At 39.5% G+C, this 23,574-nt stretch carries 25 protein-coding genes; 11 read left to right on the top strand and 14 right to left on the bottom strand.

Features of this window, described 5'->3' with window-relative positions; genetic code table 11:
* The 6 genes from ACPF64_RS01615 to ACPF64_RS01590 are packed head-to-tail and all read left to right on the top strand — an operon-like array spanning nucleotide 1 to nucleotide 8,368.
* Nucleotides 1–1,806, top strand: coding sequence for an acyclic terpene utilization AtuA family protein (locus ACPF64_RS01615; protein WP_426455357.1), 1,806 nt, complete (start codon nucleotides 1–3; stop codon nucleotides 1,804–1,806).
* A 20-nt stretch (nucleotides 1,807–1,826) separates the two neighbouring features.
* Entirely contained in the window at nucleotides 1,827–2,738 is a 912-nt protein-coding gene (locus tag ACPF64_RS01610; RefSeq protein WP_426455355.1) for an SDR family oxidoreductase, read from the top strand.
* A gap of 10 nt (nucleotides 2,739–2,748) precedes the next feature.
* On the top strand, nucleotides 2,749–4,362 hold the full coding sequence (locus ACPF64_RS01605; protein WP_426455353.1) for an acyl-CoA carboxylase subunit beta: 1,614 nt from the start codon (nucleotides 2,749–2,751) through the stop codon (nucleotides 4,360–4,362).
* Nucleotides 4,363–4,404: 42 nt separating this feature from the next.
* Nucleotides 4,405–5,562, top strand: a complete 1,158-nt coding sequence (locus ACPF64_RS01600) for an acyl-CoA dehydrogenase family protein (protein WP_056481856.1) — start codon at nucleotides 4,405–4,407, stop codon at nucleotides 5,560–5,562.
* A gap of 10 nt (nucleotides 5,563–5,572) precedes the next feature.
* Entirely contained in the window at nucleotides 5,573–6,409 is an 837-nt protein-coding gene (locus ACPF64_RS01595) for an enoyl-CoA hydratase/isomerase family protein (protein WP_426455350.1), read from the top strand.
* Nucleotides 6,410–6,427: 18 nt separating this feature from the next.
* Nucleotides 6,428–8,368, top strand: coding sequence for an acetyl/propionyl/methylcrotonyl-CoA carboxylase subunit alpha (locus tag ACPF64_RS01590; RefSeq protein ID WP_426455348.1), 1,941 nt, complete (start codon nucleotides 6,428–6,430; stop codon nucleotides 8,366–8,368).
* A 49-nt stretch (nucleotides 8,369–8,417) separates the two neighbouring features.
* Here the strand turns inward: ACPF64_RS01590 and ACPF64_RS01585 are convergent, their stop codons facing one another.
* The 9 genes from ACPF64_RS01585 to rplM form a co-directional block, all read right to left on the bottom strand.
* Nucleotides 8,418–8,837 (bottom strand): roadblock/LC7 domain-containing protein, encoded by a 420-nt coding sequence (locus ACPF64_RS01585; RefSeq protein WP_209832200.1) that lies wholly within the window; start codon nucleotides 8,835–8,837, stop codon nucleotides 8,418–8,420.
* The gene (locus ACPF64_RS01580) at nucleotides 8,830–9,390 is read right to left on the bottom strand and encodes a GTP-binding protein (RefSeq protein WP_426455345.1); all 561 of its coding nucleotides are present in this window, start codon (nucleotides 9,388–9,390) and stop codon (nucleotides 8,830–8,832) included. The genes ACPF64_RS01585 and ACPF64_RS01580 overlap by 8 nt, the downstream gene beginning before the upstream one ends.
* 8 nt (nucleotides 9,391–9,398) lie before the next feature.
* Entirely contained in the window at nucleotides 9,399–10,364 is a 966-nt protein-coding gene (locus ACPF64_RS01575; RefSeq protein ID WP_426455343.1) for a hypothetical protein, read from the bottom strand.
* 83 nt (nucleotides 10,365–10,447) lie between these two features.
* On the bottom strand, nucleotides 10,448–10,807 hold the full coding sequence (locus tag ACPF64_RS01570) for a hypothetical protein (protein ID WP_003656109.1): 360 nt from the start codon (nucleotides 10,805–10,807) through the stop codon (nucleotides 10,448–10,450).
* A 336-nt stretch (nucleotides 10,808–11,143) separates the two neighbouring features.
* Nucleotides 11,144–11,800, bottom strand: a complete 657-nt coding sequence (locus ACPF64_RS01565) for a hypothetical protein (protein WP_005043347.1) — start codon at nucleotides 11,798–11,800, stop codon at nucleotides 11,144–11,146.
* Nucleotides 11,801–11,817: 17 nt separating this feature from the next.
* The gene (locus ACPF64_RS01560) at nucleotides 11,818–12,249 is read right to left on the bottom strand and encodes a ClpXP protease specificity-enhancing factor (protein ID WP_080027801.1); all 432 of its coding nucleotides are present in this window, start codon (nucleotides 12,247–12,249) and stop codon (nucleotides 11,818–11,820) included.
* A 6-nt stretch (nucleotides 12,250–12,255) separates the two neighbouring features.
* Nucleotides 12,256–12,909 carry a glutathione S-transferase N-terminal domain-containing protein gene (locus ACPF64_RS01555; protein ID WP_080027800.1) on the bottom strand — a complete coding sequence of 218 codons (654 nt, stop codon included), beginning with the start codon at nucleotides 12,907–12,909 and terminating at the stop codon, nucleotides 12,256–12,258.
* Between the two features lie 174 nt (nucleotides 12,910–13,083).
* The gene (gene rpsI / locus ACPF64_RS01550) at nucleotides 13,084–13,470 is read right to left on the bottom strand and encodes a 30S ribosomal protein S9 (RefSeq protein ID WP_002048725.1); all 387 of its coding nucleotides are present in this window, start codon (nucleotides 13,468–13,470) and stop codon (nucleotides 13,084–13,086) included.
* A gap of 12 nt (nucleotides 13,471–13,482) precedes the next feature.
* Complete coding sequence (gene rplM / locus ACPF64_RS01545; RefSeq protein WP_003656097.1) at nucleotides 13,483–13,911, bottom strand: 50S ribosomal protein L13; 429 nt, start codon at nucleotides 13,909–13,911, stop codon at nucleotides 13,483–13,485.
* Nucleotides 13,912–14,084: 173 nt separating this feature from the next.
* Between rplM and pdxA the strand changes: the two genes are divergently transcribed.
* The 3 genes from pdxA to ACPF64_RS01530 are packed head-to-tail and all read left to right on the top strand — an operon-like array spanning nucleotide 14,085 to nucleotide 16,747.
* Nucleotides 14,085–15,068 carry a 4-hydroxythreonine-4-phosphate dehydrogenase PdxA gene (pdxA, locus tag ACPF64_RS01540; RefSeq protein WP_426455336.1) on the top strand — a complete coding sequence of 328 codons (984 nt, stop codon included), beginning with the start codon at nucleotides 14,085–14,087 and terminating at the stop codon, nucleotides 15,066–15,068.
* Between the two features lie 23 nt (nucleotides 15,069–15,091).
* Nucleotides 15,092–15,904, top strand: coding sequence for a 16S rRNA (adenine(1518)-N(6)/adenine(1519)-N(6))-dimethyltransferase RsmA (gene rsmA, locus ACPF64_RS01535; RefSeq protein ID WP_017391499.1), 813 nt, complete (start codon nucleotides 15,092–15,094; stop codon nucleotides 15,902–15,904).
* Nucleotides 15,905–16,747: a symmetrical bis(5'-nucleosyl)-tetraphosphatase gene (locus tag ACPF64_RS01530; protein ID WP_426455333.1), complete on the top strand. Its 843-nt coding sequence runs from the start codon at nucleotides 15,905–15,907 to the stop codon at nucleotides 16,745–16,747.
* A gap of 90 nt (nucleotides 16,748–16,837) precedes the next feature.
* Here ACPF64_RS01530 and ACPF64_RS01525 read toward each other — a convergent pair whose 3' ends face one another.
* The 4 genes from ACPF64_RS01525 to hflX form a co-directional block, all read right to left on the bottom strand.
* A complete protein-coding gene (locus ACPF64_RS01525) occupies nucleotides 16,838–17,281 on the bottom strand; it encodes a DUF2147 domain-containing protein (RefSeq protein ID WP_045437826.1) in 444 nt (147 codons plus the stop codon).
* A gap of 82 nt (nucleotides 17,282–17,363) precedes the next feature.
* Nucleotides 17,364–18,038, bottom strand: a complete 675-nt coding sequence (locus ACPF64_RS01520) for an LrgB family protein (protein WP_005043360.1) — start codon at nucleotides 18,036–18,038, stop codon at nucleotides 17,364–17,366.
* A gap of 10 nt (nucleotides 18,039–18,048) precedes the next feature.
* Nucleotides 18,049–18,420, bottom strand: a complete 372-nt coding sequence (locus ACPF64_RS01515; RefSeq protein ID WP_004638713.1) for a hypothetical protein — start codon at nucleotides 18,418–18,420, stop codon at nucleotides 18,049–18,051.
* A gap of 33 nt (nucleotides 18,421–18,453) precedes the next feature.
* Nucleotides 18,454–19,797, bottom strand: a complete 1,344-nt coding sequence (gene hflX / locus ACPF64_RS01510) for a ribosome rescue GTPase HflX (protein WP_004638715.1) — start codon at nucleotides 19,795–19,797, stop codon at nucleotides 18,454–18,456.
* A 215-nt stretch (nucleotides 19,798–20,012) separates the two neighbouring features.
* Here hflX and ACPF64_RS01505 point away from each other — a divergent pair, with 215 nt between their 5' ends.
* Nucleotides 20,013–20,822 carry a lysophospholipid acyltransferase family protein gene (locus tag ACPF64_RS01505; protein WP_005043363.1) on the top strand — a complete coding sequence of 270 codons (810 nt, stop codon included), beginning with the start codon at nucleotides 20,013–20,015 and terminating at the stop codon, nucleotides 20,820–20,822.
* Here the strand turns inward: ACPF64_RS01505 and ACPF64_RS01500 are convergent, their stop codons facing one another.
* Complete coding sequence (locus tag ACPF64_RS01500) at nucleotides 20,823–22,448, bottom strand: phospholipase D-like domain-containing protein (protein WP_426455329.1); 1,626 nt, start codon at nucleotides 22,446–22,448, stop codon at nucleotides 20,823–20,825. It lies immediately after the preceding gene.
* A 106-nt stretch (nucleotides 22,449–22,554) separates the two neighbouring features.
* Between ACPF64_RS01500 and ACPF64_RS01495 the strand changes: the two genes are divergently transcribed.
* On the top strand, nucleotides 22,555–23,565 hold the full coding sequence (locus ACPF64_RS01495) for a metallophosphoesterase (RefSeq protein ID WP_426455327.1): 1,011 nt from the start codon (nucleotides 22,555–22,557) through the stop codon (nucleotides 23,563–23,565).
* The last annotated feature ends 9 nt before the right edge of the window (nucleotides 23,566–23,574 follow it).

The raw sequence follows: 23,574 nt of genomic DNA, 5'->3' as shown, positions 1-23,574 counted from the left end.
ATGGCAAGTAATCAACAGAATGATGAGCGTGTCGTAAAGATAGGTTGTGCCTCCGGATTTTGGGGAGATACCAATACTGCTGCTTTTCAATTGGTGCATTTAACCGATATTGATTATTTGGTTTTTGATTATTTGTCAGAAATTACGATGTCGATTATGGCAAAAGCGAAAATAGTAGAGCCAAAACATGGTTATGCCTTAGATTTTGTTAGTCGAGTAATGGCACCTCTACTTAAAAAAATTGCAGAAAAAAAGATTAAGGTAATTAGTAATGCAGGTGGGGTAAATCCGCTTGCTTGCAGGGATGCTTTGCAAAAAATAATTAGTGAATATGGTTTAAACCTAAAAGTGGCTGTGGTCTTGGGTGATGATCTTTTAGCAAAGCAAGAACAGTTCAAACAACAAAATATTCAAGAAATGTTTAGCAGCGAGCCTTTGCCAGATCAGGTGGCGAGCAGTAATGCTTATTTAGGTGCGGTGGCTATTCGTGATGCCTTGAACTTAGGTGCAGATATTGTGATTACGGGCCGTGTTGTAGATTCGGCTGTAGTGCTTGCTCCTTTGCTTCATGAATATCAGTGGTCGCTCGATGACTATGACAAGTTGGCGCAAGGTTCATTGGCAGGACATGTAATTGAATGTGGTGCTCAATGTACAGGCGGTAATTTTACCGATTGGCATTTGGTTCAAGGCTTCGACAATATGGGTTTTCCAGTGGTTGAAGTCAGTGAGGACGGCTCATTTGTAGTCACTAAACCGAAAGGTACAGGTGGATTGGTTTCTACTGCAACAGTTGCAGAGCAAATCGTGTATGAAATTGGCAATCCACAAGCCTATTTATTACCAGATGTGATTGCTGATTTTAGTCAGGTGCACCTAGAACAAGTTGGTGAGCATCGAGTGCGTGTGACTGGTGCAACAGGGCAAGCACCTACAGCACAATATAAAGTGAGTGCAACTTATCCTGATGGCTATCGGGTTTTAGTCAGTTTCCTAATTGCAGGACGTGAAGCACCACAAAAAGCGCAAGTCATTGCGGATGCCATTTTAACTAAATGTGAGCGTGTGCTGGCCATGCGTTCAGTACCTCCTTTTAGTGAAAAGTCTGTTGAAATTTTAGGCATCGAAAGTACCTATGGAGCACATGCCCAAGCATTAAATAGCCGCGAAGTGGTCGTCAAAATTGCTGTAAAGCACATGTTTAAAGAAGCTTGTATGTTCTTTGCATCTGAAATCGCACAGGCTTCAACAGGAATGGCTCCAGCTTTGGCTGGCATTGTTGGGGGGCGGCCTAAGGCATCTCCAGTGATTAAGTTATTTTCATTTTTAATTGATAAAAATCAGGTCAATGTGGAAGTTGATTTTGATGGGAAACGTTATCCGGTTGAGATTCCTCAAGGAATGTCTACACAGCAATTCAATACTTTAGCAGCAGGTGAAAGTGCGGTTTATCAAGGAGATGAAATTGAAGTTCCTTTGATTGAAATTGCGCATGCTCGTAGTGGAGATAAAGGCAATCATAGCAATATTGGGGTTATTGCGCGTAAAGCAGAATATTTACCTTGGATTCGTGCAGCACTCACAGAGCAAGCTGTTGCAAGCTATATGCAACATGTTTTGGATGCTGAAAAAGGACGAGTAATTCGTTATGAATTGCCGGGTTTAAAGGCGTTGAATTTTATGTTGCAAAATGCCTTGGGTGGTGGCGGTGTTGCAAGCCTGCGTATTGACCCACAAGGCAAAGCATTTGCTCAACAATTATTGGATATGCCTGTAAAAGTTCCGGCAAATCTTTTAGAAAAATAAAATGAATGGATGAAACAAAGATGAGTTATCAATCAATTTTTAGACCAGATGCCTTTGCCAATAAAGTCATTATTGTGACCGGTGGTGGCTCAGGAATTGGTCGTTGTACTGCCCATGAGCTTGCCGCATTAGGAGCCCAAGTCGTAATTACAGGACGCAAAATTGAAAAACTGGAAAAAGTAAGCCAAGAAATTACAGAAGATGGCGGACTCGTTCATTTTGTTGTGTGTGATAACCGAGAAGAAGAACAAGTTAAGAATATGATTGCTGAAGTGATTGAGAAGTTCGGCAAGCTTGATTGTTTAGTTAATAATGCGGGCGGTCAGTTTCCTTCGGTGTTAGAGAATATCTCGGCAAATGGTTTTGATGCAGTCGTGCGTAATAATCTGCATTCAACTTTCTATTTAATGCGTGAAGCTTATAACCAATGGATGGCAAAACATGGTGGCAGTATTGTCAACATGACTGCCGATATGTGGGGCGGCATGCCAGGAATGGGGCATTCAGGTGCTGCACGTTCGGGGGTTGATAACTTAACCAAAACAGCATCGGTCGAGTGGGGGAAATCTGGCGTTCGAGTGAATGCTGTAGCGCCGGGTTGGATTGTTTCATCAGGCATGGATAATTATAGCGGTGATTTTGCCAAGGTGATTATTCCAAGTCTTGCTGGCAATGTACCTCTAAAGCGTATGGGAACCGAGTCGGAAGTCTCATCAGCAATTTGCTATTTGTTATCTGATGCTGCGGCTTTTGTCTCTGGTGTGACCTTACGTATTGATGGGGCTGCATCACAAGGAACGCGAATGTATCCGCTAAGCGATGCGACAAATAGCGAATCTTATAACGGTTTCCATCGTGCGTTTATCCCTGAAATTTTTAAAAAAGATAAGACTGAAAAAGCTGAGCAAAACAATAATTCAGGCTTGGAGTGAGGAATAAAGAATGACCATTCTCCAATCCGAAATTGCTGTTGGAAGTGAACAGTATCAAAAGAATAAAGATGCTCTACTTGCTCAGTTGAGTGAGGTCCGTGCAATTCAGCAAAAAAGCATTGATAAATCCTACGCTGCTAAACCAAAGTTCGATAAAAAAGGCAAAATTTTGCCCCATGAACGCGTGCGGTTATTGCTAGATGCTGATTCTCCTTTCATCGAGTTATGTGGCTTGGTTGGCTACAACATGCATGATGATAAAGATGGCTCGGAAGCGGGTGGTGGCGTGATTGCTGGCATTGGTTTTGTTAGTGGTGTGCGTTGCCTAGTCTCTGCAAGTAATAGTGCAATTAAGGGTGGAACCATGTCGCCCATGGGCGTGCAGAAGACTTTGCGTTTGCAAAAAATTGCTTTGGAACAAAAACTTCCGCTGATTACGCTAACCGAAAGTGGTGGCGCGAACTTAAATTATGCAGCAGAAGTATTTACCTACGGTGGTATGACCTTTGCCAATCAGGCACGCCTTTCTGCAGAAGGTATTCCACAACTAGCTGTTGTACATGGTAATGCAACAGCAGGTGGTGCTTATCAACCTGGGCTTTCTGATTATGTCATTGCGGTACGTAAACAAACCGAAATGCTTCTTGCAGGCCCTCCATTACTCTTGGCTGCAACTGGTGAAGTGGCAACGGCTGAAGAATTGGGCGGAGCGGAAATGCATTCTCAAATTGCCGGAACCGCTGAATATTTAGCAGAAAATGATGCCGATGGTATTCGACTTGCACGTGAAATTTTTGAGCATCTGAACTGGAAAGAACAGATCAAACCAGTTGATGCAGTCTATAAAGAACCTCGTTACGATGCCGATGAATTATTGGGTGTAATTCCAAGTGATACTAAACAACCATTCGATATGAAAGAAGTGGTAGCCCGAATTGTTGATGATTCAGATTTTCTTGAATTTAAGCAGGAATATGATGATTTAACGGTTTGTGGCTGGGCAAAAATTGGTGGCTTGCATATCGGTATTATCACCAATAATGGTCCAATTACCCCTCAAGGTGCGGCGAAAACAGCTCAGTTTATTCACCTGTGTGAACAGACACAGCGCCCGCTATTGTTCTTGCATAACACCACTGGTTTTATGGTAGGAACCGATGCCGAACAAAACGGTATTATCAAACATGGTTCAAAATTAATTCAGGCTGTTGCCAATTGTACCGTGCCGAAAATTTCGATTGTCGTGGCTGGGTCGTATGGAGCTGGCAACTATGCGATGTGTGGACGTAGTTTATCGCCAGACTTTATTTTTGCTTGGCCAAACTCGCATGTTGCTGTAATGGGCGCCGCTCAGGCTGGAAAAGTCTTACGTATTGTGGCCGAAGGCAAGCAAAAAGCTTCTGGTCAGGAGCCTAATTCACAAATGCTCGATTTTCTGGAGCAAAGTACAGCCATGAAATTGGAGCAACAGTCTACCGCACTTTTCAACACTGCCATGTTGCATGACGACGGCATTATTGACCCTCGAGATACCCGAAAATTACTGATTTTCCTTTTACAAACCATTTATGAAGCACAGCAGCGGACATTGAATCCAAGCCGTTTTGGGGTGTCTCGCTTTTAAACAACTTTTACCGCAATTAAAAAAATTATCAGGAAGAATGTAATGAAATTTACTGCCGAACATGAAGCATTACGCCGTACAGCTCGTCAATTTGTTGAAAATGAGCTAAATCCGAATATTCCAGAATGGGAAGAGGCGGGTCGTTTCCCGATTCATGACGTATTTAAAAAGATGGGTGACCTTGGTTTATTAGGGATTTGTAAGCCTGAAGAAAATGGTGGCTTAGCTTTAGATTATTCTTATAACCTTGTTGTTGCCGAGGAAATTGGCCGTGCAGCTTGTGGGGGCGTGCCTTTAGCGATTGGTGTACAAACCGATATGGCAACACCAGCTCTCGCACGTTTTGGTCGTAAAGAATTACGTGATGAGTTTTTAACACCAGCCATTGCTGGGGAATATGTGGCATCGATTGCTGTATCTGAAGTTCATGCTGGTTCTGATGTGGCTGCAATTAAAACTACGGCCAAAAAAGATGGTGATGATTATGTGATTAACGGCAGCAAAATGTGGATTACCAACTCATTACAAGCCGACTTTTTCTGCCTTTTAGCTAATACTTCTGACGATAAACCGCACGTCAATAAATCGATGATTATTGTGCCAGCAAAAACTAAAGGCATCAGTTTTTCAGAACCGCTCAATAAATTAGGAATGCGTTCAACCACCACAGCACAAGTTTATTTAGATAACGTGCGTGTGCCACAGCGTAATTTAGTCGGTGCAGAAGGCATGGGCTTTATGATGCAGATGATGCAATTTCAGGAAGAGCGCCTGTGGGCATGTGCCAATTCGATTGGAGGATTGGAAACATTAATTCAAAAAACCATTGCCTATACCAAAGAGCGTACCACTTTCGGTCAGCCACTCATCAATAATCAATATATCCATTTCCGCTTTGCTGAACTCATGACTGAAGTGGAAGCACTAAAAGCATTAACCTACCAAGCGTGTGAACAGCATATTGCCGGTGAAGATGTCAGCATGCTGGCTTCAATGGCAAAACTGAAATCAGGACGTTTAACCCGCGAAGTGGCAGATAGCTGTTTGCAATATTGGGGTGGCAATGGCTTTATGTGGGATAACCCTGCATCTCAGCTTTACCGTGACGGCCGCTTGGGTTCTATTGGTGGTGGAGCCGATGAGATTATGTTGGGGATTATCTGCAAACTTATGGATATCTTGCCAAAAAAACAAAAATAAGGAATAAGCCATGACACTTTCAGCATCTCTTCAAGCTTTAGATATTGATGACAGCATTCAATTAGAACAGGACGGTAGTATTTTATACCTCTGGTTAAACCGACCAGAGAGCCGTAATGCCATGAATTTGAATATGGTTAATGCGATTCAACAGGTCTTTGTTGCTATTCATGATGATCTTTCGATTCGTGCGGTCATCATCCGTGGTGAAGGAGGAACTTTTTGCGCAGGTGGTGATATTAAAGATATGGCAGCTTTGAGAGTTGAAGCGAGCAATGTCGGTAGCCTACAACCTTATGCTGATTTTAACCGCCGTTTTGGTGCCATGCTTGAGCAAGTTGAAACCGCCCCACAGACGGTTGTGGTGATTTTAGAAGGGGCTGTTCTAGGTGGTGGTTTTGGTCTGGTATGTGTTTCCGATGTTGCGATTAGCCGTGACAATGCCCAGTTTGGATTGCCTGAAACTGGGCTAGGAATAATTCCTGCGCAGATTGCTCCTTTTGTAGTGAAGCGTATTGGTCTAACTCAGGCTAGACGACTTGCTTTGTTGGGGATGCGTTTTGAAGGACCTACGGCGCTCAATGTCGGAGTAGTCCATCAGATTGCTCATAATGAATTAGAGCTAGAGCAGGAATTGCAGGAAACTATTCAGCAAATTAAACGCGCTGCACCACAAGCTTCACGTATGACGAAAGCACTATTACATCGAACACTCAATGAACCATTGAATCATTTACTTGATGATGCAGCGCAACAATTTGCTCAAGCGGTTGGTGGTGTTGAAGGGCAAGAGGGAACGATGGCTTTTATTCAAAAACGGTTGCCGAATTGGGCCGATGAGCAATAAAAGATAAGGATAAAAACAATGAAATTTTCAAAAGTACTGGTTGCCAATCGTGGTGAAATAGCAGTTCGGGTGATGCAGACAGCAAAGGCAATGGGTTATCAAACTGTAGCGGTCTATTCCGATGCAGACCGTAATGCTCGCCATGTGCAAGAAGCTGATGAAGCAGTTTATATTGGAGCTTCTAAAGTATCTGAATCTTATCTTTCAATTACCAAAATTATAGAAGCTTGCAAAAAAACAGGCGCGGATGCTGTGCATCCTGGTTATGGCTTTTTGTCAGAAAATACCGATTTTGCTCAGGCCTGCATCGATAACCAAATTACTTTTATTGGTCCGACAGCCTCTGCAATTGAGTTGATGGGAAGTAAACGGCTTTCAAAAATTGCCATGATTGAGGCAGGTGTACCTTGTGTGCCGGGCTACGAGGGAGATCGTCAAGACCTTGAATATTTGGCTACACAAGCAGAGCAGATTGGTTTTCCAATTATGGTGAAAGCTTCTGCTGGCGGTGGTGGTCGTGGTATGCGTTTGGTTCAGCAATCCTCCGAGCTTGTAGAGGCTTTACAAACTGCACGTTCAGAAGCTGAAAATGCATTTGGTTCAGGTGAGCTTATTTTAGAAAAAGCAGTGATTGCGCCGCGCCATGTTGAAATTCAAGTTTTTGGCGATACGCATGGCAATTATGTGTATTTGTTCGAGCGTGATTGTTCGATTCAACGCCGTCACCAAAAGGTTGTAGAAGAAGCACCCTGTCCAGTCATGACACCCGGACTGCGTCAGCAAATGGGAGAGGCTGCTGTTGCAGCTGCCAAAGCATGTGCTTACGTAGGCGCGGGAACTGTTGAGTTTTTGCTTGATGCATCGGGTGAATTCTATTTTCTAGAAATGAATACACGCTTGCAGGTTGAGCATCCGGTTACTGAACTTATTACAGGATTAGATTTGGTTGAATGGCAATTGCGTGTCGCCAATGGCGAGCATTTACCATTGCAACAACATGAATTGTCCATCAAGGGCCATGCAATTGAAGTCCGTTTGTATGCTGAAGATCCAAGTCAAGATTTCTTACCGCAAACAGGTCAAGTTTTACGTTGGAAGCCCACAATTTTGCCAAATGTACGAATTGATCATGGCATGTTAGCAACAGATGAAGTTAGCCCTTTCTACGACCCGATGGTGGCTAAAGTGATTGCATACGGTAAAACTCGAGAGGATGCGATTCGTCTGCTGACTCGTGCTGTAGATGATTGTGTTTTGCTGGGCGTGAACAGCAATAAACAGTTCTTGGTTAATTTATTACGTCATCCGATTGTGGTCGCTGGTGATACGAATACCGCATTCATTCAACAGCATTTTCAAGATGACGACAGCTTACACTCTCAGGTTTTATCTTTAGAAACCTTGGCTATTGCTGCGGTATTATTTAGCCAAAGTAAAGGTACTGCGGTGTGGCAAACTGGACTTGGTGTTCCATTACCCTTAAAAATAAAATATGACGATCAGCAAATCCAGTTACAGCTTTCATCTGTAAATAACACATTCACGGTACAGCTCTGTGATCAAACTGTTTGTATTGAAGTCATTGAAAAGACAGACGAGCAGCTAACGTATTTTGTTGATGGTATACGCCGCCGTGTTCAATATGTTTTAGACGGTGATCAGCTTTATTTAGATCGAGACAATGGCAATGTTGCGATTCGCAATGTGACTTACGCTGCTCCAGAAACGGCTGATGTTACGGGAGATGGTAAAATTCGTGCGCCTATGGATGGTGCTGTGATCAATATCTTGGTCAATAAAGGCGATCAAGTCGTGAAAGGGCAAACCTTACTGGTACTTGAAGCTATGAAGATCCAGCAACAAATTAGATCTGATGTCGATGGAGTAGTCGAAGATATTTTAGGACAGCAAGGGCAACAAGTAAAAAAAAGGCAAATGCTATTTAGTATTCAAATTTAATAAAAATACCGCTCTATATGAGCGGTATTTTTTAGTGGAGAATCATGATCTATTCTCCATCTGCCTCAGCAATGATCTGGCTTGCTTTTTTCAAGCTATACAGTAGTTGTCCCAAAAGAACCTCTTTATTACTTAAGGTGACCATGACCATTGGGTGATGAACAGCAGGAATAGCTGTCAAAATGGCTTTGCCATTATCTGCGTCTAGCGTAATGTTATTACAACCTGTGAGTTTAATCTCTTTTAAAAATGCAGTGACCATTGCCAAAATTGAGCTACTCACCGCTGCTAACTTTGTGGTGTTATGGTAGTTTTTATGGCTCACTGTTGCTAATTCAAAACCATCTGAAGAGCAAATCATCACGAAATCTACGCCACGTGTATTCATCAAAATATTATGAGCTTCACCTTTTGCGAGTTGTAGTAATTGCGTTGGTGCTGTGCGTTTTTGAACTGGAATACTAAGCATGATTATTCCCCTGTGATGTTGCCCCGACCTTAACTTCAAGTGATGCAATTAATGACTCAACCATCATTAAAATGTGTTCTTGCTCGCGTGCATCAATAAAAAATAATGGATATAGCAGTCCATTTGCTTTTATCCAATTACGATATTGCTGAAGAGAGGATTCTTTATTTTCATCAATATGAGTAATACCAATCGCAATATTATCATTATAATTTTTAAAGGTTTCTAGGTAGCTTTCTAGCTCGGCAATTGAATTCGGACTATTATGATCTAATAATAAAATAATACCGATCGCGCCTTCACAAATGACCGACCATATAAAATCAAAACGGCTTTGTCCTGGGGTACCATATAATCCAATTTTGATTCCATCATCTAGAGTAATTTCACCATAATCAATACCTACAGTGGTCTGGGTTTTCTGGTGGCTTTGTACATCGGTATTGAATGCTTCTGTTTCCAGAATTGGAATCTCAGATAACGATTTAATCGCTTCTGTTTTTCCAGCCCCCATGCTGCCTGCAAAGACAATTTTATATTGCTGTATAATCATAATGTTCCTTAAAGACCAAAGCGCCGTCTAATCTTCCCTATAAAGTTTTTAAAAAAATGATTGTCTATATTTGAATTTTCTAAATGAGAGCTTGGTGCGTAAGAGCATTTATTCGCCGAAACAAAACTTCCGTTATTTGCCATTACACAAGCCGTAACGAAGCGTAAGACATCGTCGATTGATAAGTTGAGTTGTTTAGCAACATCGGTAATTTTTGCACCTTGTATAAAACATGCGGAGAGCTGTAGGCTCACTTTTCTATATTCTTTTTGGTAGGGCTGTGGCCAATAATCGATTTTGAAGTAACCATCAACTGAAGCTAAATTTTCAAATTCTTTTGAACACCAAATTAGGTTCCATAGCCAGTCTTGTAAGCAATAACTTTTTTTACGAGAAACCTTAGTAAAATCAGATGTTTTAGCAAAAGCAAAGTTAAAGCTCATATTGGTATGTGCTTTTTGACGAGAGGGTTCTATCCAAGCAATTTGAGTTCTGTTATCAATAATAGCTAGAGTGCCTTTATCATCAAATAAATGTAATTTAGTATTTTCTGGACTATGTAAATTTCTTATAAATTGCTCATCAATAATGAGGAGCTCAGCAGATAAATCTGGAACTATCTCAACACTATTTTGATTTAAAAATGATAATAGATTTTTTTGTAGCCACTCTAATAAAGGTTCTACTTTTTCTAGTGGCAGATACAGAGTATGTTCATAAACTTGATATCCATTTTTTGAAGGAGTTTTACTAATTTTTAAATAAGGAAACTTTTTCTTTTGAAGAATATTTTGAATATTGTCAGAGTCAAAAAAATTTTCGTTAATTAATAATAGATCAATATGATCGCTTGAAATGTTAACCCAATTAATACCGTATTGATTAGATATAAAATTCCTGATTAGTATTTTTAATTCATCTGAAACTTTTGAACTTAAACCAGAAGTTGCAATATTTATGCAATGCCTATCCATAGTATCACATTAAATTTTATTGAATAAGGTAGAGGTTTTAATGTGCTTTTTATAATAAATATAAAAAGCACATCTTATATTAATCAGCTAAAGTCTAGCTCTTTTTCAAATGACTTCAACTCATGACGGGCCATAGCTAAATTAGATTTGCTGCGGTCAAGTACTAAGTAAAGGAACAAATTATTATTACTTTCTAAAGGTCGAATTAAGTGGTAAGCCTTACCTAAAGTAATTAAAATATCTTCAATATTATCATTTAATTTCAATGCATTGGCGATATTTCGCTTTGCGCGAATTACTTCCGTGTTTCCTGCAGCAGCCAATTCTAAATCAATTTCCCCACCACCTTGTGTTGCAAGTGATAAACCGCTTTCTGAATCAACAAGTGCAGAAGCAATAAAACCATCAATTTCAGTTAAGCTATCTAAAGAAAGTTTAGCCATGTATTTTCTCTCAGGATTCTAAAATTATATTTACTACTTTTCTAAAAGTAGTTGAAATTCATTATATTTCTGCACAATTTGAAGTCAATCAGTCAAGTAAATTATGAAGTTTCAGTTTTAGTAAATAAGTGACGGAAAATGTCAGATTATAAAAAATATTATAAGATTACTTTTACATTATACTTTTAATACTGTGCTGCGGTTTACATTATATATTTTAAAACTTAGATAAAACAATTGTAATAGAATATTAATACAATATTGATTAATAAAATATGCTAATTTTAATCAAAAAAAGGGGAATAACAAATTCCCCTTTTTATAACAGTGAGCAAACTAAACGAGCTGTGTATAAATACAATATAAGTAGCCCAAAATTGCTAAAGCAACGACAGGGGCAATAATTTTTGACCATGTTGGTACAGAAATCTCGGCAGCTTGTTCTTCAATATGCACGTCATCATGATGAGGTTGGGCTTGGTGAACCATTTGGTTGAACTCCTTCATTGTTGTATCCAATGATAGCTCTTCTTGTTCCACAGGTTTAGAACCAATTAATTCATTTAGGTGGTTTGTTGACCAAACCCAATCTTCTGCCTGACCTGATAAGTGTTCGACTTGACCTAAAATTAACTCTTTTAGGCCATTATGCCCAAAACCACCTGTTTCATCGAGCTGGTTAAGTTCTGCCAATTGCAAAGTTAAAATTTCAGAAATACTCTGTTCTAATTCTGAATTTTTTAAAGTTGACTGGTTATGCTTAGAAGTTGTTAAATGGCGAGCAACTTCCTGAATATAAAGTGGATCTGCCGATTTTACTTCATGATAAATCTTATTGTCATCTTGGCGCCATAAACTAATCAGTTTTCCAAGCGTAAGAATATTCACCTCATCAATCAGTTTATTTTTTTCATTAACTGGATATTGATTTAAAAGCTGAGGCTTTTGAATTTTTATCTGCTCAGCAAAGTATTGGACTAAATCAAATGCCATGCTTTCTTCCTCTAAATTTAATCTAAAATTCTTAACGTTGGTTTTTTCTTGGTCGATGTTGTGTCAGCTTCTTGTACTTCTGGCTCTACAGTATTTTCTACAGGCGCTACATTGGCATATTCTTCAGGATCAAAGAATAAACCTTGCCCATTCTCACGTGCATAAATACCTAAAACTGCTTGAATAGGTACATAAATGTCTTTTGATGCCCCCCCGAAACGGGCAGAAAAAGTAATGGCTTCATTAGCAATAAGAAGTTGATGAACAGCATGAGGCACGATATTTAAAACGATTTGCCCATCTTTAACAAATTGCTGTGGAACATCGGTATGTGGCTGTGTCGCATCTACTAATAGATAAGGAGTAAGCTGGTTATCGCAAATCCATTCATAGATTGCACGAGCAAGATAAGGACGTGTAGGGGTTAAATCAATAGGTTGCTCAGACATATCACACTATTCCATATTTAATAGTTCATTGTAACGGTTTTTCTCTTGAGCCGTCATTGATTTAGCAAAAGAAGGCCTCTCAAAGATACGTTTACAATACAAAAGTATCGGTCGGCAGTGCTGTTTCGGTAAATTGATTCCCATGCTATTTAGCCTTAAGAAAATAGGGGCAAGCATACAGTCCAAGATGGTGAAATTTTCAGACATAAAATAAGGAAAATGCTGAAATAGGGGAGTAAGTGAAATTAAAGTTTCACGTAATTCTTTTTGAGCTTTTTGCTTTTGTTCGACATTTAAAGAATCAGCATGCTTTAACATCTGATCGGCTAATTTGAACCAGTCATTTTCAAGTCTCCATATATATTGACGCTGCTCTGCCCGCACCATTGGCGCATCTGCGTAAAGCTTACCTTGGCGATAACGATCATCTAAATATTCAGCAATAATAGGCGCTGAAAATAATTTAAGGTTTTGCTCGACCAGCATCGGCAATTGGTTATAAGGATTTAAACTTGCTAAATCTTCGTCTTCATGGTCAGTTACGATCAATTGATATTTGATTTGCTTTTCTGCTAATAAGAAACGAATCCAGTGAGAACGGAAATCATCAGCATGACTGTAAAGGGTAATCCCCTGAATAGAGGTGTTTTCGACCGACATATCACAAGACGACGTGGTTGAGTGAATCGATTAGGATACTAAAAATGCTCTAGGAAATCACGGTTCTAAAGAGATAGTTTGTTTATATTTATAAGTTTGCATTTTATTGTTCTATTTTCATAATAAAAAAGCCTTGGAAAAATCCAAGGCTTTTTGTCCAACTCGATAAACGAATTAACGTTTAGAGAATTGAGGACGTTTACGAGCTTTACGTAAACCAAGTTTCTTACGTTCAACTTCACGAGCATCACGAGTAACGAAACCAGCTTGACGAAGAACAGGTTTTAAAGTTTCGTCAGCAGCGATAAGCGCACGAGTAATACCGTGACGGATCGCGCCAGCTTGACCACCAATACCACCACCTTTAACAGTGATGTAAAGGTCAAACTTTTCAGTAACTTCTAAAAGTTCTAAAGGTTGACGAACAACCATACGAGCAGTTTCACGACCGAAATATTGCTCTAAAGTACGGTTGTTAATAACGAGTTTGCCTGTACCAGCTGACAAGAAAACACGTGCAGTTGCGGTCTTACGGCGACCTGTACCATAATTAGTAGCCATGTGCTGTATCCCTTAGATGTCCAAAACTTGTGGCTGTTGAGCAGCATGCGGATGCTCAGTACCAGCGTACACTTTCATTTTTTTGATCATTGCATAACCAAGAGGACCTTTTGGTAACATGCCTTTAACTGCTTTTTCAAGAACAGCTTCAGGCTTGTGAGCAATTAACTTCTCGAAGTTAGTCTCACGGATACCACCAGGGAAACCAGTATGGCGATAATATTTCTTATCAAGTGCTTTTTTACCAGTCACTTGAACTTGTTCAGCATTAATCACAACGATGTAATCGCCAGTGTCAACGTGAGGAGTATAAGAAGTTTTGTGCTTACCGCGTAAACGACGAGCGATTTCAGTCGCAAGGCGACCTAAAGTTTTGCCAGAAGCATCAACAACATACCAGTCATGTTGAACTTCAGCTGGCTTAGCGCTGAGAGTTTTCATTAAACCACTACCTATTATAGTTGGTTTGGACTATGGAATCTGTCCAAACAAAAGGAGCGAGCATTCTAAACGAGTTTGTTCAAAGTCACAAGAAAAATCCAGTTTAAGCCATATAATTTAATCCATAAACTGATGAATGCGGGATATGTTAAAATCAAACAAATTTTCGTTATGTGTCTGGGGTGATTGTGCTGCCTTTATATGTCACTTCCGGTGAGCCGGCTGGTATTGGTCCAGATATTTGCTTGAGCTTGGCTAAGCGAGTTGATGAACGCCCACTTGTTATTTTGGGTGACCGAAATTTATTAGAACAACGTGCTCAGAAACTCGGGATAGATATTCAATTTCTAGAATATACGGGACAAGCTGAATCGTCGTCTTCAGATGAACTTTATATAGAGCATGTACCTTTAGAAACGGTGGTTGTTGATGGGCAATTAAACTCAGCTAATGCTGCCTATGTATTAGAACAATTACGCCGTTCAGCTGATTATGCGATGTCTGGTAAAAGTGTTGGGGTCGCCACTGCTCCTGTGCAAAAGTCGGTCATTAACGATGCAGGTATTTTGTTTAGTGGACACACTGAATACTACCAAGAGTTTGCAGGTGTAGAGCGTGTCGTCATGATGCTTGCAACCAAGACCTTACGTGTTGCTTTGGCTACTACACATTTGCCCTTAAGAGATGTTGCAGATGCAATTACCAAAGAGCGTTTGCATCAGATCATTGATATTTTATTACATGATTTAAAAACTAAATTTAAGATTATGGATCCGCGCGTACTTGTTTGCGGATTAAATCCTCACGCGGGTGAAGATGGGTATTTGGGACGCGAAGAGATTGATACCATTAATCCAGTACTTGAAAGTTATCGGGCACAAGGAATAAAAATGAGCCTAAGCTTGCCTGCGGATACCTTATTTACTCCTGAACATCTTAAAAATGCTGATGCTGTACTTGCCATGTACCATGATCAAGGTCTACCTGTGTTAAAATCACAAGGGTTTGGTGAGGCCATCAATATTACATTGGGTTTGCCATTCATCCGAACTTCGGTCGATCATGGCACGGCATTGTCTTTGGCCGGTACTGGTTTGGCAAAAAGCTCAAGTTTAAATGTCGCTGTCGATTTAGCTTTATCTTTGGCAGCGAGCTAAATTTTTCATGTTGGAAATGTTCTATGTATCAAATTAATGCCCTAAACCCGAAAGATGAAGGGCATAAAGCTCGTAAACGTTTTGGTCAAAACTTCTTACATGATCAGCGAGTCATTGCCAAAATCGTGCGCTCGGTGAATCCGCGTGCAGGTGAAAATGTTGTCGAAATTGGACCTGGTTTGGCCGCATTAACATCTCCTTTAATTGGAGAATGTGATGCATTAACAGTTGTTGAACTAGATCGTGATTTAGCAGCAGGCTTACCAGAACGCGTTCCACATCCTGAACGTTTAACGATTATAGAAGCTGATGCATTAAAATATGATTTTAACGAACTGGTAAAAGATGGTCGACCATTGCGTGTGGTTGGTAATTTACCTTATAACATTTCAACCCCATTACTTTTTCATCTCTTGGAATTTGGCAGTAAAGTTAAAGATATGCACTTTATGCTCCAAAAAGAGGTGGTTGACCGTATTACGGCTGAGCCAAACACAAAAGAATATGGTCGCTTGTCGGTAATGATTCAGTATTATTGCCAACCAACGTTTTTATTTGAAGTGCCAGCTGGCGCATTTAATCCACCACCTAAAGTAACGAGTGCTGTTTTCCGCCTTGTTCCCTATGAACAAAAACCAATTATTGCAAAAGATGAAAAAGCTTTAGCTCGGTTGGTTGGTCATGTATTTACCCAACGTCGTAAAACCCTAAGAAATAGTCTTAAAGGTATGATCGCTGAAGATGGCTTTGAAAAAGCAGGCGTTGATCCGATGGCTCGTCCAGAAACTTTAACACTGACTCAATTTGTTGCTTTAGCTGATCAAATGGTGGGATAAATGACTAAACGTTTTAATTATGTGATTGGCGATGTACAAGGGTGTTTTGAAGCTCTGAAAGCCTTACTTAAAGAAATACGTTTTGATCCAGACCAAGATTTTTTATGGTTTGCGGGTGATTTGGTCGCTCGTGGCGAGAACTCAGTAGGTGCTTTACGTTTTGTTAAAAAACTTGCTGACCGCGGAGCTGCTGCAACTGTACTCGGAAACCATGACCTCACTTTAATTGCGGGTGCACGTGGTTTAAAAGAGATTAAAGAAAAAGATCGTACGCAGGATGTTCTTGATGCAATTGATGGCGATGAATTAATCGACTGGTTGCGTAAACAACCTTTATGTTTATTCCCAAACGAGCACACAATTCTTACTCATGCGGGCATACCTTGCATTTGGGATGCACAAAAAACTGCAACGCTAGCAAAAGAGGTTGAAGCAGTACTCTCACATCAAGATTTATCAGTATTAGATGCTTTTTTAGCAGAAATGTATGGTTCAAAACCCGATTTGTGGGAAGACGATCTAACTGGTTCAGCACGTTTACGCTGTATTACCAATTATTTGACTCGCATGCGTTTAACCAATGCAGAAGGAGCTTTAGAGTTCAGTTTTAAAGATGCTCTGGATGCGCCAATGCCAGAAGGCTATTTACCTTGGTTCGAATTTCCAAGTAAAGCTGCTCAGACTCATCAGATTATTTTTGGTCATTGGGCTGCGCTAGAAGGTAGAAGCATCAATGAGCAAATCCAGAATATTGATGGCGGTTGTGTTTGGGGGCGAAAATTAATGGCTTATCGCCTTGAAGATAAAGAAATCTTTGCTGTCGATAATCCTGAGCGAATATAGGAAAAGCAATGCTTTTCATGAGAGCAAGACGAGGGTTGTACCCGAGTGAAAATAAAAAAGCCGCATAAGCGGCTTTTTTATTTTTAACTTTTATTCTACGCGAATCCAGATTTGATTACGTCCTAAAGCAGAAACACCGAGATAACCACGCATATGTAAACGGTTGCCAGTTGCGCTAAGCTTTGCTTTAAGTCCGTAAACTTTGCCCGTATTCGGATCTAAAATTTTACCGCCAGTAAAATTAAGTCCATCTGTTTGTTTTAAGCCCGTTGCAATGTCTAGACCTAAAATTGGTTTATTGGTATATGGTGCTGGGCAATTATCACAAATCTCTTTAGGGGTATAACCCGGGCGCGGCGTGACTTTAGTAACTTTTCCAGCATAAGTCCCATTTGCTTCTTTTCGTATTTCTACCTGTGCTTTGGGAGCACCTGTCTTATCATCAATTGTTTGCCAAAGACCTGTAATATCTGCTGCAAATGTAGCAGTATTGATCCCCAGTAAGAGCAGCGCTCCAATAAAAATTTTCCCCATAATTAAAAATCCTTTTAACTTTGAAAGATCATCTTATTTCGAATTGATATACCGTTCAATGTTTATTTAATCGGCTTCTTAATTAAGGTGTTCCAAGTGACAGCATTAATGTCGGCAACCAAATTGCAGTAAATACGCCATTCAAAGCCATACCAAATGCAGCGTAGCGACCTGCAACTGGTCCGCGCTGCCAAGCTTGAGCTGTTCCTATGGCATGAGCAGCTAAACCTAAGGCTAAACCGGAAGCACGCTCATCATGAATATGCTTAAGTAGGAATGGTGAAAAAGCTGCTCCAATAACGCCAGATAAAATAACAATAAGGGTTACCAGTGTTTCAGGAGCATGTAATAACGTTGCGATATTCAGGGCGATAGGGGTAGTCACCGCACGGGTTGCAAATGCAAGAATAGTAGGTTCTGACATATGTAACAAATAAGCGAGACCCATAGGCAAAGCAACGGCACTTATACTTGCAAAACATAAAATCCCAATGACCGATTTAATTGGAAGGTCATCGTAACGCATTGCCGCTAAAGGAATGGCTAAGGCTACAGTCACATACCCCAATAAATGGCTAAATAACTCATTCACATAAAGACGATATTGTTCATAAGGGACTTGTAAAACTGAAAGTAAGGCAATGACAATGAACATGCCGAAAACTAAAAGCGGAACTTGTGGAAAACGTCGGTTTAAAGGTTTTGCACACAGATAACCAATTAATGTGATTAAAAAACCGTAAAAAATCGTAAACATTTTATTCTCCTTATAACCAACGTTTTGCCATTTTTGCATAGACCCACAAAGGTATAAGGGTGCTGACTACTAAAACAAAAAGGAATAGTGGAATTTCTTTACCCATATGCACCAACATAATTAAGGAACCAGCACAAACGGGTAAAAAAGCAAATCCACTTTCTTTCATAATTTTATTATTTGTATCGACTATTCGGAGAGGGATTTTTTTGAACTTTCTCCAGATAATCAAAATAGTGAGTAAGCTGATTAAGCCAACTAAATTACCTAATTCTGGATGACCAAAAGCACGCATGACAATGACAGAGCCCTCACGAAAACCAATGATAAGTAGTAAAGTTGCTACCCATGCTGTCCAGTCTATACTTTTGATCTTATCCATATTTTTTATCTCTAAAAGTTTACTTATCAAGTTTTAACTGATCTGCCCCTTGATTTCAAACTCCTCCAAGGGACGGCTAAATTGACTAGCACGTTCTCCTAAGATTTCTTCTAAGGGCAGTTTTGCTTGGCGAATAAGCTTTTCTAGCTTATGTGGGGCAATGCGTACATCAATATGCAATAAGCCCGCATCATCATAGTGTTCAGACTGAATCACATTTAAAGCATAAAGTTGGGTGCGCAATTTGCCATAAGCAGGTTTAAGAATCAGTGAAAAATGTTGAATTTGACCCATTAAACATTCTTGCACTGCTTGTTGAAGTAATTCTAGACCAAGGCCAGCATGAGCCGAAACATAAACTCGATCTGGTACATGTGGCTCGGCATAAATGATTTTGGCTTCTTCACCACTTAAGTCAATTTTGTTGTATACCCGAAGTACGGGAGCATCAGCACCAATCTCTTTTAATACACCTTCAACTGCTTCAATTTGATCAAGCATGTCATGGCTATTACTATCTATCACATGCAGTAATAGGGTGGCTTCAAGTGTTTCTTCAAGTGTTGCTTTGAATGATTCAACTAAATCATGTTGTAAGTTTCGTACAAAGCCTACCGTATCTGCTAACACGACAGTACCAATACCATCCCATTCCAAACGGCGTAATGTCGGATCGAGTGTTGCAAACAGTTGATCTGCAGCGTAGACATCACTTTTCGCTAAAATATTAAATAGAGTTGATTTGCCCGCATTGGTATAACCAACTAGCGACACAGTTGGAATGGCTGCCTTTTGTCTTGCAGCACGTCCTTGAATACGGGTTTGATGTACTTTTTCTAATTTATCTTTTAATTGGGCAATACGAACGCGAATGAGGCGACGATCTGTTTCTAGTTGTGTTTCACCAGGACCACGTAAGCCAATACCACCTTTTTGTTGTTCAAAGTCTGCTGACCAACCGCGAATAAGACGCGTAGATAAATGCTTTAACTGTGCAAGCTCGACTTGTAATTTACCTTCATGCGTACGAGCACGTAGCGCAAAAATATCTAGAATTAAGCCAGTACGGTCAATGACTCGGCATTTTAATATTCTTTCTAAATTTCGTTCTTGAGCGGGTGACAAAGCATGGTCAAAAATCACCAGACTTGCTTCTAGTTCCTGAACTCGCTCAGCAATTTCTTCGACTTTCCCTGAGCCAATAAAAAATTTAGGATTGGGTTTATTTCGCTGAACCTTAATATGTTCAAGGATATCTGCACCAGCAGACTGTGCAAGTAGAGCAAACTCTTCGGCATCCAGATCATCTAATAATTGTACAGAAACACTCACTAAAATTGTGCGTTCACCGCCTTGATGCCGATCAACATATTCCACGTGGCTATAAATCCTGAAAATGGGAAAACTTTATTCTAGATGAAACTTAAGCAAAAGGGGAAAGCGTTTGTTCTTATCCTTTAGATTAGTTAAATGTAGTTAGAGATGTCTGAATTTATTTTATTTCCCGTTCTCTATCATCAATGCAAGTTTATTCTGAAACGTATAGAATGCTCGAGATGGGTATAACAATGATTGATCGTTAGTGAAATTTTATGGCTCAAACGCAAAGTATAGTTAATTCAACGTTAAAGAAATTATCAAAAATAGGTTTATACGGGAAAAAAGTCACTTCTGCCACGGCTGCAATTAGTGAAGGTTTTTATTTAGTTTATCGACATGGCCTTTATAAAGATCCTAATAATCCGGTTAATACACGCTATGTTCAATATTTTTGCCGCCGTTTATGTCAGGTTTTTAACTTAGATGTAGAAGTACACGGAACAATTCCTCGAGAACCTGCTCTTTGGGTAAGTAATCATATTTCCTGGCTAGATGTTGCTGTTTTAGGTTCAGGTGCTCGAGTTTTCTTCCTTGCTAAAGCTGAAATTGAAAATTGGCCTATTTTCGGGAATTTAGCTAAAGGTGGTGGAACTTTATTTATTAAGCGTGGGTCTGGGGACTCCGTTAGAATCCGTGAGCAAATTACCGAATTTTTAAAACAAAATATTCCTGTACTATTTTTCCCTGAAGCGACTACCACCGATGGGCATTCTGTGAAGAAAGTACATGGCCGTTTACTCGGGGCTGCTATTGAGGCCCAACGTCCAGTACAGGTATGTTTAATTTGTTATGTAAACCGTTATGGACAATTAGATACAGTTGCTCCATTCATTGGTGAGATGTCATTTGCCGAACATATTCAACGCGTACTTGAAATGCCGAAAGTAACAGCTCATTTGTTAACTTTGCCACCAATTTCAGTGGAAGGGCATGATGTGAAAAGTTTAACGAATGAAGTTCAAGAAAAAATGGTAGAAGGATTGGCTCAACTACATCAAAAAGTACTTAAGCCAAAAAATTAATTACATGAATCCTTCGATTGGCAGCCATGAAAGAAACTTCATGCCTGCCTTTTGCCACCATTTCATCTCGGGTTCTTGTTTATAAATTAAGGGACCATGTGAAGTCTCTTGCTGCCAATAAATATGATTATTAGCGTCGAGCTTTAGCTTATAAGCAAATTTGTTTAAATTTTCATCCATCGTGTGGTGAATTGTCTTAGCCAATGATGGACTATCCAAAATTACGCCAATTTCAGTATTCAAATAAGCTGAGCGTGGATCAAAATTAAATGAACCAATAAAAACCTGCTCATCTAAAGCCATAAGTTTAGTATGCAAGCTTGAGCGGCTTAATCCCTTCATATTCACTTTTGCTTTAGTTGCTAGCTCATCTGTATTTTTATTTAAATCTCTTTTATCGGGTGTGGGTAAAAACTCATAAAGTTGTACGCCGTTTTTAAGAAGTTCTTTACGGTACTTTCCATAAAAGGCATGAACGACAGCAACATCATTCGCTTTAAACGAGTTGGTTAAGACTCGGACTTCAACGCCTTCTTTAGCAAGAGTACTTAAAATCTTGGCACCTTGTTTTTCAGGAATAAAATAAGCTGAAATTAAATCAACATTACTTTCCGGTTTTTCTAGATGGTTAATTAACTGGAAATTAAGGTGTTCTTCTTTTTTAGCCTTTGATTTGATTTTATCCGGTGAGTCTTTTACGACTTCGGCTTTGACCCAGTCGAATTGAATATTACGATTTAACCATTCATCAAATGCATGTGATTTTGCAGTTAAGTTTAGAAAGTTCTGAACAGTTGCTTGTTGGTAGTGAGCTTCGAGTTGCTCTTTTAATCCTTCATAGCGTAAGCGGTGCTGTTCAGGACTTACGATACTTTGAACTGAATATGCATATTCATGATTCCAGTAATCATCAAACGAATTCACAATATCATCAACAGCAGCACCAACTAGCATCACATCGACATCAGAGAATTGATAACTATCACTTACATTGTAATATTGATTTGTCATGTTTCGTCCGCCAATAAGAGCAACCTCATTGTCGGCAATAAAACTTTTATTATGCATACGACGATTGATACGTTTTAAATCAAGCACCATATCCATCGCACGATATTTACGAAAACGGTAGGGATTAAAAAGCTTAACTTCAATATTTTTATGCTGAGAAAGGGCAAGCAAAATCCCTTCTATTTTTTTTGCATTATTGTCATCAATAAGAAGTCGGACTTTTACCCCGCGATCAGCTGCCCGAATAATCGCGTGTAACGCTAAAGCACCAACTTTGTCATTGTCCCAAATATAATATTGTAAATCTAATGTCTTTTCGGCTTTATCAATTAATCTTAGGCGGGCTGCTAGAGCCTCCAAAGGATCATTTAATACGTGAAAACCCGTTAGTTTTGGGTTTTGCTGACGTAAGGGAGTAATCAGTTTGGCAAGTGAGGTCTCGGAGGTATCAATATCTTTTGCATATTGTACTGATTCAACACCATGTTTTGGCAGAGTACTACATCCTGTCAAACCCACAGCAAAACTAGAACATAGGACTATAGAGGCTTTTATCAAAAAGCCTTTAGCTTGTTGATTCGTTTGAAGCTGTTTGGAATGAATGGATTGTGCCATAATCAGTACATACGATAACGTGAGCTAGAGTATAATTCGTGCATATTGAAAGATAAATATTGAATTTGATTACTAGCAATCAATATAAGATAAGTCGAGAGTCGTAATGTGGAATCCAAATTCAATTATTTTTTGTTTTTACTTTATATTTTCAATACTTGCTTTATGGGGGATTTCTGAAGCTTGGATTCATCAATCTCGAACCGAGACTATTCATCCATTTAAAGCTTTTGTCCATTTACTCGCATTTTATCTTTCTTATCTACTTATTCCTCTCTGGTTTTTTAACTTATACGCTGCTTGGACTGGTTACTATTCAATTCATCAAGGTATTTTCATCTTTTTCTTAAGTGGCGTTTTAATTTATGCCCGATTTATTGAACCTCATCTAGTACGTGTCGATACACATCAATATCGGTTAAATCCAGATCGAAGTTTTAATAAACCTGTAAAAGTAGCATTAATTGCTGATTTACATATTGGTTTATTTTCAGGGCATGAGCGCCAGCTAAAAACAATAGTTAAAAAATTAAATGAACAGCAACCTGATTTAGTGGTTGTGGCAGGTGACTGGACATATGAGCCGGAAAATAGACTAATTCAAGAATTGAGTGTTTTAAAAGAAATTCAGGCACCTGTTTACTCTGTTCCTGGAAACCATGATGAGCAATATCCAGGACCACCTATCCAACAATTATTAAAAGATGCCTTGTTCTATAATGAAGTTGTCGATATTGAAGGCAAAATAGTTGATTTTGAAGAATTCCGTTTGATTGGTATTGGTGATCTCTGGGCTGGAAAAACCGACATGCGTGCGATGCCAGATTTACCACAAGACAAGCCTTGGTTAATTCTTTCTCATAATCCCGATACGGTAGACATGGTGCCTAAATTGCCGAATCGACCATTAATGTTATCTGGGCATACACATGGAGGGCAGGTTGAGCTTCCATGGCTTACCACCTATATTATGAAAAAAGTGTCAATTTTAGGTCATAAACGTGGATTTTACTCTCACGAACATGCCGATGTTTTTGTGACAGTTGGCACAGGAATGGTCGGCATCCCTTTACGTTTTAGAGTACCGCCGACAATTGATATTATTGAGTTAGTTTAAAATAAAAAA

It is taken from the genome of Acinetobacter sp. KB005 (assembly GCF_049949095.1).
GTDB classification, from domain to species: Bacteria; Pseudomonadota; Gammaproteobacteria; order Pseudomonadales; family Moraxellaceae; genus Acinetobacter; species Acinetobacter calcoaceticus.
Note: the sequence above shows the minus strand (reverse complement) of the source record. Positions and strands in the feature narration are given on the sequence as shown.

Excerpts from the sequence above, each read along its gene's own strand:
- ACPF64_RS01615 (WP_426455357.1), top strand. The coding sequence starts at position 1 with ATGGCAAGTAATCAACAGAATGATGAGCGTGTCGTAAAGATAGGTTGT.
- ACPF64_RS01610 (WP_426455355.1), top strand. The coding sequence starts at position 1,827 with ATGAGTTATCAATCAATTTTTAGACCAGATGCCTTTGCCAATAAAGTC.
- ACPF64_RS01605 (WP_426455353.1), top strand. The coding sequence starts at position 2,749 with ATGACCATTCTCCAATCCGAAATTGCTGTTGGAAGTGAACAGTATCAA.
- ACPF64_RS01600 (WP_056481856.1), top strand. The coding sequence starts at position 4,405 with ATGAAATTTACTGCCGAACATGAAGCATTACGCCGTACAGCTCGTCAA.
- ACPF64_RS01595 (WP_426455350.1), top strand. The coding sequence starts at position 5,573 with ATGACACTTTCAGCATCTCTTCAAGCTTTAGATATTGATGACAGCATT.
- ACPF64_RS01590 (WP_426455348.1), top strand. The coding sequence starts at position 6,428 with ATGAAATTTTCAAAAGTACTGGTTGCCAATCGTGGTGAAATAGCAGTT.
- ACPF64_RS01585 (WP_209832200.1), bottom strand. The coding sequence starts at position 8,837 with ATGCTTAGTATTCCAGTTCAAAAACGCACAGCACCAACGCAATTACTA.
- ACPF64_RS01580 (WP_426455345.1), bottom strand. The coding sequence starts at position 9,390 with ATGATTATACAGCAATATAAAATTGTCTTTGCAGGCAGCATGGGGGCT.
- ACPF64_RS01575 (WP_426455343.1), bottom strand. The coding sequence starts at position 10,364 with ATGGATAGGCATTGCATAAATATTGCAACTTCTGGTTTAAGTTCAAAA.
- ACPF64_RS01570 (WP_003656109.1), bottom strand. The coding sequence starts at position 10,807 with ATGGCTAAACTTTCTTTAGATAGCTTAACTGAAATTGATGGTTTTATT.
- ACPF64_RS01565 (WP_005043347.1), bottom strand. The coding sequence starts at position 11,800 with ATGGCATTTGATTTAGTCCAATACTTTGCTGAGCAGATAAAAATTCAA.
- ACPF64_RS01560 (WP_080027801.1), bottom strand. The coding sequence starts at position 12,249 with ATGTCTGAGCAACCTATTGATTTAACCCCTACACGTCCTTATCTTGCT.
- ACPF64_RS01555 (WP_080027800.1), bottom strand. The coding sequence starts at position 12,909 with ATGTCGGTCGAAAACACCTCTATTCAGGGGATTACCCTTTACAGTCAT.
- rpsI (WP_002048725.1), bottom strand. The coding sequence starts at position 13,470 with ATGGCTACTAATTATGGTACAGGTCGCCGTAAGACCGCAACTGCACGT.
- rplM (WP_003656097.1), bottom strand. The coding sequence starts at position 13,911 with ATGAAAACTCTCAGCGCTAAGCCAGCTGAAGTTCAACATGACTGGTAT.
- rsmA (WP_017391499.1), top strand. The coding sequence starts at position 15,092 with ATGTATCAAATTAATGCCCTAAACCCGAAAGATGAAGGGCATAAAGCT.
- ACPF64_RS01530 (WP_426455333.1), top strand. The coding sequence starts at position 15,905 with ATGACTAAACGTTTTAATTATGTGATTGGCGATGTACAAGGGTGTTTT.
- ACPF64_RS01525 (WP_045437826.1), bottom strand. The coding sequence starts at position 17,281 with ATGGGGAAAATTTTTATTGGAGCGCTGCTCTTACTGGGGATCAATACT.
- ACPF64_RS01520 (WP_005043360.1), bottom strand. The coding sequence starts at position 18,038 with ATGTTTACGATTTTTTACGGTTTTTTAATCACATTAATTGGTTATCTG.
- ACPF64_RS01515 (WP_004638713.1), bottom strand. The coding sequence starts at position 18,420 with ATGGATAAGATCAAAAGTATAGACTGGACAGCATGGGTAGCAACTTTA.
- ACPF64_RS01505 (WP_005043363.1), top strand. The coding sequence starts at position 20,013 with ATGGCTCAAACGCAAAGTATAGTTAATTCAACGTTAAAGAAATTATCA.
- ACPF64_RS01500 (WP_426455329.1), bottom strand. The coding sequence starts at position 22,448 with ATGGCACAATCCATTCATTCCAAACAGCTTCAAACGAATCAACAAGCT.
- ACPF64_RS01495 (WP_426455327.1), top strand. The coding sequence starts at position 22,555 with ATGTGGAATCCAAATTCAATTATTTTTTGTTTTTACTTTATATTTTCA.